At 47.7% G+C, this 7,633-nt stretch carries 6 protein-coding genes and 3 pseudogenes; 2 read left to right on the plus strand and 7 right to left on the minus strand.

Going from position 1 to position 7,633, the window contains the following annotated elements:
• Window positions 1–57 precede the first annotated feature (57 nt).
• Both MiSe_RS52740 and MiSe_RS18065 read left to right on the plus strand, forming a co-directional pair.
• Window positions 58–207: pseudogene (locus tag MiSe_RS52740) on the plus strand (calcium-binding protein); the annotation flags it as partial.
• Window positions 181–396 (plus strand): calcium-binding protein, encoded by a 216-nt coding sequence (locus tag MiSe_RS18065; protein WP_373872811.1) that lies wholly within the window; start codon window positions 181–183, stop codon window positions 394–396. The pseudogene MiSe_RS52740 and the gene MiSe_RS18065, both read left to right, overlap by 27 nt.
• Before the next feature lie 248 nt (window positions 397–644).
• On the opposite strand, the gene MiSe_RS18070 is transcribed toward MiSe_RS18065, so the two are convergent.
• From MiSe_RS18070 to MiSe_RS18100, 7 genes and pseudogenes are all read right to left on the minus strand, one after another.
• Window positions 645–1,517 carry a 6-carboxytetrahydropterin synthase gene (locus MiSe_RS18070; protein ID WP_226582991.1) on the minus strand — a complete coding sequence of 291 codons (873 nt, stop codon included), beginning with the start codon at window positions 1,515–1,517 and terminating at the stop codon, window positions 645–647.
• Between the two features lie 276 nt (window positions 1,518–1,793).
• On the minus strand, window positions 1,794–2,471 hold the full coding sequence (locus tag MiSe_RS18075) for a J domain-containing protein (protein WP_226582994.1): 678 nt from the start codon (window positions 2,469–2,471) through the stop codon (window positions 1,794–1,796).
• Window positions 2,472–2,648: 177 nt separating this feature from the next.
• Window positions 2,649–3,357: pseudogene (locus MiSe_RS18080) on the minus strand (pyridoxal-phosphate dependent enzyme); the annotation flags it as partial.
• A 94-nt stretch (window positions 3,358–3,451) separates the two neighbouring features.
• Window positions 3,452–3,607 (minus strand): hypothetical protein, encoded by a 156-nt coding sequence (locus tag MiSe_RS18085; RefSeq protein WP_226582997.1) that lies wholly within the window; start codon window positions 3,605–3,607, stop codon window positions 3,452–3,454.
• A 72-nt stretch (window positions 3,608–3,679) separates the two neighbouring features.
• Window positions 3,680–4,117, minus strand: coding sequence for an RrF2 family transcriptional regulator (locus MiSe_RS18090; protein ID WP_226583000.1), 438 nt, complete (start codon window positions 4,115–4,117; stop codon window positions 3,680–3,682).
• A gap of 294 nt (window positions 4,118–4,411) precedes the next feature.
• Window positions 4,412–6,346 (minus strand): iron uptake porin, encoded by a 1,935-nt coding sequence (locus tag MiSe_RS18095; RefSeq protein ID WP_226583002.1) that lies wholly within the window; start codon window positions 6,344–6,346, stop codon window positions 4,412–4,414.
• Window positions 6,347–7,478: 1,132 nt separating this feature from the next.
• A pseudogene (locus MiSe_RS18100) lies at window positions 7,479–7,633 on the minus strand (photosystem II D2 protein (photosystem q(a) protein)); the annotation flags it as partial.

The following is a 7,633-nucleotide window of genomic DNA, read 5'->3' on the forward strand; positions in this document are numbered from 1 at the left end:
TGGTTGAATGGTGAACTTTAAGCAAGTTTAGCCAAGTTCTGTGAAGCAGGTAACGATTTACTCTACGGTAACCAAGGCATCGATACCTTAGATGGTGGTGAGGGTAACGATCGCCTTTACGGTGGGAAAGACAACGATAACCTGACGGGCAACAATGGCAATGATAGCCTGATGGGCGACGTGGGCAACGATTTGCTCTTTGGCAATCTGGGTATAGACAACGATGCCCTCAATCGAGGCAATGGTAACGACACGCTTGCGGGGGATTTAGGCAACGATACTCTCACAGGTGGAGGTGGAAGCGATCGCTTTGTCTTGTCCTTGAGTGGCGGAACTGAAACAATTGTTGGTTTTGAGGATGGTCAAGATTTAATTGCACTAGCTGGAGGTCTGTAATTCGGACAGTTATTGATTAGTCAAGGTGATAATGCGACATTGATTAGTCTGACTAGTACCAAGGAAATTTTAGCGTCCCTGACTGGAGTGCCAGTCGCCAACATTGGATCTGCCGATTTCACTGTCATTAGTTAACCCGTAACAAGAAGAACAATACCTGATAAAGGGTAATTGGTAATTGGTAATTAGCGAACAAGTCAGCCGCCGACTTTCCATTACCCATTACCCATTACCTATGACCCAAAAAGTTACAAGCGCACTAAAACGGGTTCGCTTCTCTTGCTACCAATTGCATTTTCAGCTAAATCAGCCGCGTAAACTTCGCAGAAGTTATTCGGGCTTTCAATCAACTTAACCTTGTACAATTGAGAACCTAATTCCCGAATTGGCTGATTTAGTACGTTGCCAATATAGACAGCAATATTTTCAGCCGTAGGAACAACGTTGGCGAAGTAAGGGATATCTTTATTCAAGAAAGTGTGATCCAAAGGCTCGACTACAAGATCTTCGATCTCTTTCTGTAATGCGCCCAAATCGACTATCATGCCAGTGCGTTCGTCCATTTCGCCTTTGACGGTTACTTCTAAATGATAGTTGTGACCGTGACCGTTCGGACGAGCGCACTTGCCGTAAATTTCGCAGTTTTCCTCATAGCTGAGGTCGGGACGCGCCAGTCGGTGCGCCGCACTAAAGTGGGTGCTAAGTGTGAGGTAAGCTTCCATTCCATCTCCTAGATAATCTGCCCAAAGTTCAGGATGTTCAAACAGTTGAATTCGCACAATTGGCAAGTAGGGTGCCAGTCGCTGCCAAATTATCCGCGCGATATTTTCGGTTGTTGGCAGCGTTTGTTGAAATTCCGACCAGACATCGTTGAGATAGGAAAAGTCCAGTTGGCTAGTAACTTCCCGTTTGATTACATGCTTGACATCAGATAAGTTCAGCACCATACCGTACTCATCCAATTCACCAGCCATGTAGACAAATAGGACGTAGTTATGTCCGTGTCCTGGCGCACGAGAGCAGGCACCAAATTGCTGAATGTTCTCGGCTTCACTCAGTTCTGGTAACCAGTATCTGTGACTTGCTGAAAACTGAGCGCGACGATTAATGATGCATTTCATAATCAAAATCGAGTTTTTTGTCCAATTTAGCTAACCAGTTTCGACAGAACACCTGTCCTCCTGGGTCAACAACTGGAGCGAGTACGCTAAAGTCGCGGGGTGGGAATTGTTAAGTTAGATAAAGCCCTTTTTTCAGAATAAACTAATTTCCGCCAAATTTAAGCTGGGTTGATCCCCTCAATTACCATTATCCTTTCAATGGGATGGGTATAAGTTTCTTTGGGATTGGGTATCGCTAGTCTCTACCCTGACATGGATGCAGGCGAGAGGAAGCCCTCAAGTCACATTTCTCAAGGCATATTGGGCTTCCCGGCGCAGTCCAGCGGCTATTCTAAACATTTCGCGACCCGCGTGCAGGTAGCTATCGTCGTAGTTGGCGGTAAAAAACTCAAACTCGTCAATTCCATCCCCGACGCGATCGAGGCAGTAGTAAAGGTTTGCCGCCGCACCAGCGACTGGGGAGGGGTTAGGCATGGAACGAAAAATTTTCTGCGCTTCGCTTAAAAACTGGCGGCAGTTGTTCAGATAATCCTGAAAAGCTTCCAAAAGTTCATCATCAAACGGATCGGCAGAGAGTTCGTCGATCTGCGATTGTAGGGGATTGAGAATGCGAGAGAGCAAGCGATTCACCGGCTGATACACTTGAGCCAGCCATAGCTGAATTTGAGCGTCGATGTCTGGCGCAGCTGGTCGCCGCTTTTGGGGTTGTTTTTGCGCCGTTGCCGATGCAACTGCCGAGTTGCCCGATATTTGCCGATCGTAAAACTGTCGCCGCGTCGGATCTCCCAACACCTCATAAGCAGCATTGATCTCAACGATGCGATCGCTATCTGCCGTTTCCTTTTGAGTATCTGGGTGAAACTGCTTCGCCAAACGGCGATAAGCTTGCTTGATTTCTGCTTGCGTCGCTTTCTGACTAACTTTTAGCGTTTCGTAGTAGTTTTGATCTCTCATTTTTAGCTGCCTTACAAATCGACGGGAGTTTAGCCGCCTCTAAAGCAGCTTCCCTTAAACGCGAACAACATTTTCGATTGTAAAAATTTCCCACGAGTCTGCAAACACAGCTTTTGAAACCACGGGGCAATACCATTTTTTAGATAAATTGTCAAGCTTTATAGGCAAAACGGAAAACTTGGATTCTGGATCTTGGAACAGGGGGGTGCTTAAATAGCGTTCTGCAAAACTGGGCTGAACCATCACAATCAACTTATCCTGGTTTTCAGGACGTTGAGCGACCCAAATCGCGGCAAATAAAGCAGCACCGCTGGAGATACCGGAGAGCAGTCCTTCTGCGTGGGCGAGACGGCGCCCGTAAGCGATCGCTTCCTCATCGGTCACGGCGATTACCCAATCAATTAAATCAACTTTCAGCGGTCGTCTCGCAATGAATTTTGGCTTTGGCTGGGTTGCGAAACTGCTGCAACATATAAGCATCGGGCATCGTTTCCCAAATTTCCTGCGCCCGTCTTATTGCCCCAGTCATGCCCTCAATACCAAGCGTCAGTTCCAATTCGGCACCATAAGCGCGCAACATCGCCCTTGTTTCGCTGCTCATGGTTTCCGGCATCGTTAAAATTAAGCGATAACCAGGCGCTGCCACCACCATTGCCAGCGCAATACCCGTATTTCCCCAAGTTCGTTCTAGCAAAACGGTTTTACCCGGTGCGATCGATCCTTCTTTCTCTGCTACATCGATCGTGCTCGCACCAATGCGGTCTTTAACCGCAGCCGTCAGGTTCCTTCCCTCTAATTTCACCACAATTCGTGACATGCAGCCTTCTGATTGAGGGATGCGGTTCAATTGTACCAGCGGTGTCCGACCGACTAATTCTGTAATCAGGCAAGTTGCTAGTGATAAACAAGGGCGTTGCTAATTGCTAATTGCTAATTGCTAATATAGGATTTTTACCAATCTCGCCATTAGCCATTAGCCATTAGCCGCTCCAAGAGAGATAACTAGCAACTTGAGTTAATATCGCGGGCAATTCCCATAATCGGTAATCGGTAATCGGTAATCGGTAATCGGTAATAGATCCACGACTTACGCCAAGAAACCGGGTTTCTAGGAAAACGGTTTCTGAGTTCGTCATGGCTAAGTCCTGAGATGCTCTGCCATCGGTAAGATTTTAACCAATTACCAATGACCAATTACCCATTACCCATTAGATGTAATACATAATATCCAGCTGACGCCTTGAATCTCGCTTCTCGCGCAGATCTTGTAGCGTGTATTTTTGCAAAACTGAATAAGCAGCTTCCATCCCTTCATGCCATATTTCTCGCAGTACGGCACTTTCTACTGTTTTTGGTTTGGTATCAAGTTTAGAGGATTGCGGATCTAATCCTTCCAAACAGGACACCACCTCCAGTAGGGTAATTTTCCAGGGGTCCCGACCCAAAAGATAGCCACCTTTTGCCCCGCGTTGGCTACGCACCAAACCGCAGCGCCTCAAACTAGCCAGCAGTTGTTCTAAATATCGGTCAGGAATATTTTGTTTAGCGGCAATCTGCCGAATTTGCAATGGCTCGCCTTCATTGTAAGAAATTGCCAGTTCTAATAAAGCTAAAAGCGCGTATTCACTTTTACACGAGAGTTCCACGGTTTAGATGACAGAAAGATTATACGATCCCCTCCAGTATACCCCGGTTTTCCACTGTAGTTTTGCAGGTTATCGATCTTGTTGCCCGGTGCGACCATTGATAAACAGGGCTTACCCAGGACAGTCCTAGAAACCGGGTTTCTTGCTGGAATCTCCAGTTGCCAAACCGACCATTTTTCATAGAAACCCGGTTTCTTTGCCTGAGTCCCGATAAAAATGCGCTCGCGCGTTAGTTCAAGCCCACAAGCCCCCTGGGAAGGGGGCTTGCTTTAGCTGGGAAAAATTCCCCTACTGCTAGAAGCTGAAGGTAGTTCTGAGGGTGCCAATAAAGATGTCGTCGTTGTCGTTATCTTGGTTGGGAGACATCAGCCAGATGACGCCGGGGGTGAATGAGATATTATTCGTTACCTGGATCTTGTAGAAGCCTTCGATGTGGTAAGGAGGATCGTCCTCGAAATTAGAATTTCCTGGCGCATCGATCTCGGTTAAGTATGGTTCCACACCGGCGAACAGACCCAACACATTACCCTTCCCACCGAAGTCTGGGAAGGCAAGACCACCGCCCCAAGTCCAAATATCGGCATGTCCCCGACCAATGATAATCGCGTCGGTGAAAGCAGCATAACCGCTGATGGAGAAATTCTTGCTGATGCGAAGCGCTGCCGATGCACCGTAGGAGTTAGTCACGATAGGTCGTCCTGGAAATCCTGCAACAGTTGCTGGCGTATTAGCTAAACCAGTACCAACAAAACCCCTGGTGCCACCACCACCAAGATCGAAGATGGCATTACCAGCGTTGTGGTAACCGTGGACATAGGTTAAAGCCAAGCCAAAGGTATTGCTGACATTGAAGTTCAGCTGAGCCAACGCAGCATATTCACCATTAAACAGGCCATTTTTATCTCTGGGATCGTTAGCACCAGGCCCTGCCAGGTAACCCAAGGTGAGCGAACTTCGTCCCAGGATACCGCCCTCGCCAAAGGCTAAGTTTACCCCTGCACCTGCACCGCCGCCAATCCGATAAATCGGGCTTTCTTGAGCAAAGACAGAAAGCGCGCCATTTCCACCGTCGTAGTCTTCAAAGTAAGGGTTGACGGTGGGAGCGTAATCGCTGTGAATCCCATTAAACGCGGCTACATACGCCTGAGACTTGCCAAATAAGGGGAATCGATAGGCCAACCAGTCTAAAATGATATCGTTGTTGCCAGTGTTACCAAGGTTAAATTGCTGGGTGCCTTCACCTGTAGTCAACCTTGTGAAGTTGTTGTTCGTGCTTGGGAAGTTAAATTGTCCAGCATTACCAGCCGCCAGACGGGTGTGTAACAAATCCCTTCCGGAAAAACTGGTTTGGAATTCTAAACGCACCCGGTCTTGGAACACGGTATTGGTGTCGTCATCGTTTCCACCTGGACTAGCTCCGCCAAAGGCGTCGGTGACCGCAAAAATTACTTCACCCTTCAGTTTCGTAGTCGTAGAAAACTGCTGAGCTTCTAGCCTCGCCGTGCGCGCTTCTAATGCATCTACCCGTCCTCGCAAGGTGGCAAGTTCTGCGGCAAATTCTTCTTGCAGACGCCTGATAGTCGCCAAATCTTCTTTGCTGGGCAAATCGGCGACTGCTGCGGCAATTAACTCGTTGATTCGGTCTAAACAAGCATTTAAACCAGCCGCAAATTCGTAGCGCGTCAGCGCCCGGTTGCCGCGATAGGTGCGATCCGGATATCCTTCAATGCAACCGTAGCGCTCAACTAGAGATTGCAATGCTTGGAATGCCCAGTGAGTGGGGTCTACGTCCGTCAGCTGGGAAACTGAGGTTACCTGACCCTGTGAATTTCTGTTGGCAGAGTTTTCGCTGCCATATTGCAGAATTTGATTTAACGTTCTGTCAGGATTGGCAGCGGGTGCATTCCTCGTATTCGGTACTGCCTGTGCTACGGTCGCGCCAGATACTTCAGCCTGCTTGCCGGAGGTGATAGAATCCTCTAACGGCTTAACTGATTTACCAAGAGCGAGCTTTTCTAACTCGGTTGTAGAATTGGTTGAAAAGTCTGAAGCGGCTTTATCAGTTGCCAGCGGCGTAGAATTTAACGCCAGAGCAGCTATTTCGGTTCTGTGGCTGCCTGTTAAATTGGTTGCTTGGTTTTCGGCTGCAATTGCTGAAGTACCGAATACCAGCGTGGTTCCCAGAAAAACTGGGTTAATTAGCAGAGATTTCCACAAAATATTAGACATTTTCCTCTTATCCTCACACCGAATGTTTACACTCACCACACAATAGAGCTGGAGATTTCTGGGCTGAGGAACGCCCAAGAATTAGTAATGCCCGTTGCTTCAATAGCGCCGCTGATCCGATCGCTCATTTTGGGTCAAGGCACTACGCTCTACATCTTACTGACCCTTGATACGCCCATGCCTGAGGGCAATGGTACTCTTCGGCAGGTAGGCTTTCCGTACTAAACCTTACACAACCGCAGGTCTAATTTTTGGGAATTTAACAGCCTACATCATCCAGGCGGTATCGCTTGCCTTTTGACTCGCCGCTTTTTCAAGTAAGCGATCGCTTCTTCCTTACCACCTTAACCGCTTTTTAACCCCTGATATTCTTTTTTATGCCAACTTTTGGACAAACCAAGCTGCCAAAAGCAGGCTTTTAACGGTTTAGAGCTTGGTTGAGCTGCGTTCGCGAAGCGTTGGGAGGCATATCGCTGGCTTGATTTGATGATTTGAACCGTTTCCTTGGGTTTAGCCCCAGGTTTCCTCCCAAACCAGACCTATGTTTGGTTTCTATCAAGGCGACCGGGCGTATTGCCTTGGCAACGCCGACTCAAGTTATAGATTAACAGAATTTTCCTTATTTTTAACCTTCGGATTGCTGGTTTCTGCGATAATATAAAGATTTTTTGCCAAATCTTCTCATAAATCCCCAAAAAACTATCCGCTCTCGCGGGTTGGTTGGAAAATTTAACCAACAACGCGAGAGCGGTCTAGCGGGTCTTCAGATTGAACCTGACTGCCGGGAGGAACTCTTCAGTTATTACCAGCAGTTGCAGCGTTTTAGTTCCCGAAGGAACTAAGGCTAACTGCTAGAGAACAGCCCCGGCACACAGCCGGATAACTTCAATCTGATGACCCATGCGTTTACTACTTTCTATCATGGGCATCACCTCCTTGTTGCCTGAGCGGTCTTTTTCTCAAACGGGAGTCTGTTCCATTTCAGGTGTTGTACACCTTCAGTTAAGATAACACACCGATTAAAAAATGGAGAGAAGAGGAAGTCAAAAAAAAGACCCCTACCATCTGGTAGGGGTTGTGTTTTACACGAGATGCTTCCAGTCTGGGGGCGTGTATTGCCCGCCCTTAAAGATTAGAGAGCGTTTCCGCGAGGCAGAACTTCCTCAGGGAAGATAAAGTTTTCGTGCGGTTGATCCTGAGGTGACATCCAAGCGCGGATGCCCTCATTCAACAAAATGTTTTTCGTGTAGAAAGTTTCAAACTCTGGGTCTTCGGCGGCGCGCAATT

Source organism: Microseira wollei NIES-4236, from assembly GCF_020521235.1.
Classification (GTDB): domain Bacteria; phylum Cyanobacteriota; class Cyanobacteriia; order Cyanobacteriales; family Aerosakkonemataceae; genus Microseira; species Microseira wollei.

What these genes read in the sequence shown, in the direction of transcription:
- MiSe_RS18070 (WP_226582991.1), bottom strand. Translation starts at nt 1,517, where the DNA reads ATGAAATGCATCATTAATCGTCGCGCTCAGTTTTCAGCAAGTCACAGA.
- MiSe_RS18075 (WP_226582994.1), bottom strand. Translation starts at nt 2,471, where the DNA reads ATGAGAGATCAAAACTACTACGAAACGCTAAAAGTTAGTCAGAAAGCG.
- MiSe_RS18085 (WP_226582997.1), bottom strand. Translation starts at nt 3,607, where the DNA reads ATGACGAACTCAGAAACCGTTTTCCTAGAAACCCGGTTTCTTGGCGTA.
- MiSe_RS18095 (WP_226583002.1), bottom strand. Translation starts at nt 6,346, where the DNA reads ATGTCTAATATTTTGTGGAAATCTCTGCTAATTAACCCAGTTTTTCTG.